The following is a 245-nucleotide window of genomic DNA, read 5'->3' as shown; positions in this document are numbered from 1 at the left end:
AGCGCTGCGTAACATTATGGGCAATCGCATCGACGGCTACATCGATTCTGTGGGTACAACTACGCGTGCCGTGGTATACGGTATCGGGCTGACGGCATTGGCTCAGGCTTTATTGGCTGGTATCGGCTATTACTTCGCTGGTGCACCAAGCCCTATTTTATTGACCATTGTCACGTTTATTATTGCCTTGATTCCCTTTGGCACACCATTCGTTTGGGGCGGTGTGTCGATTTGGCTATTGAGTC

At 50.2% G+C, this 245-nt stretch carries 1 protein-coding gene; it reads left to right on the top strand.

What is annotated here, in order from left to right; translation table 11 throughout:
- Positions 1-16: 16 nt before the first annotated feature.
- A partial coding sequence (locus SB772_RS44425) for an AI-2E family transporter (protein ID WP_410839079.1) occupies positions 17-245 on the top strand: 229 nt, incomplete at its 3' end.

This window comes from Paraburkholderia sp. SIMBA_030, assembly GCF_046535245.1.
Taxonomy (GTDB): domain Bacteria; phylum Pseudomonadota; class Gammaproteobacteria; order Burkholderiales; family Burkholderiaceae; genus Paraburkholderia.
This window is presented reverse-complemented; position numbering and strand designations above follow the sequence as displayed.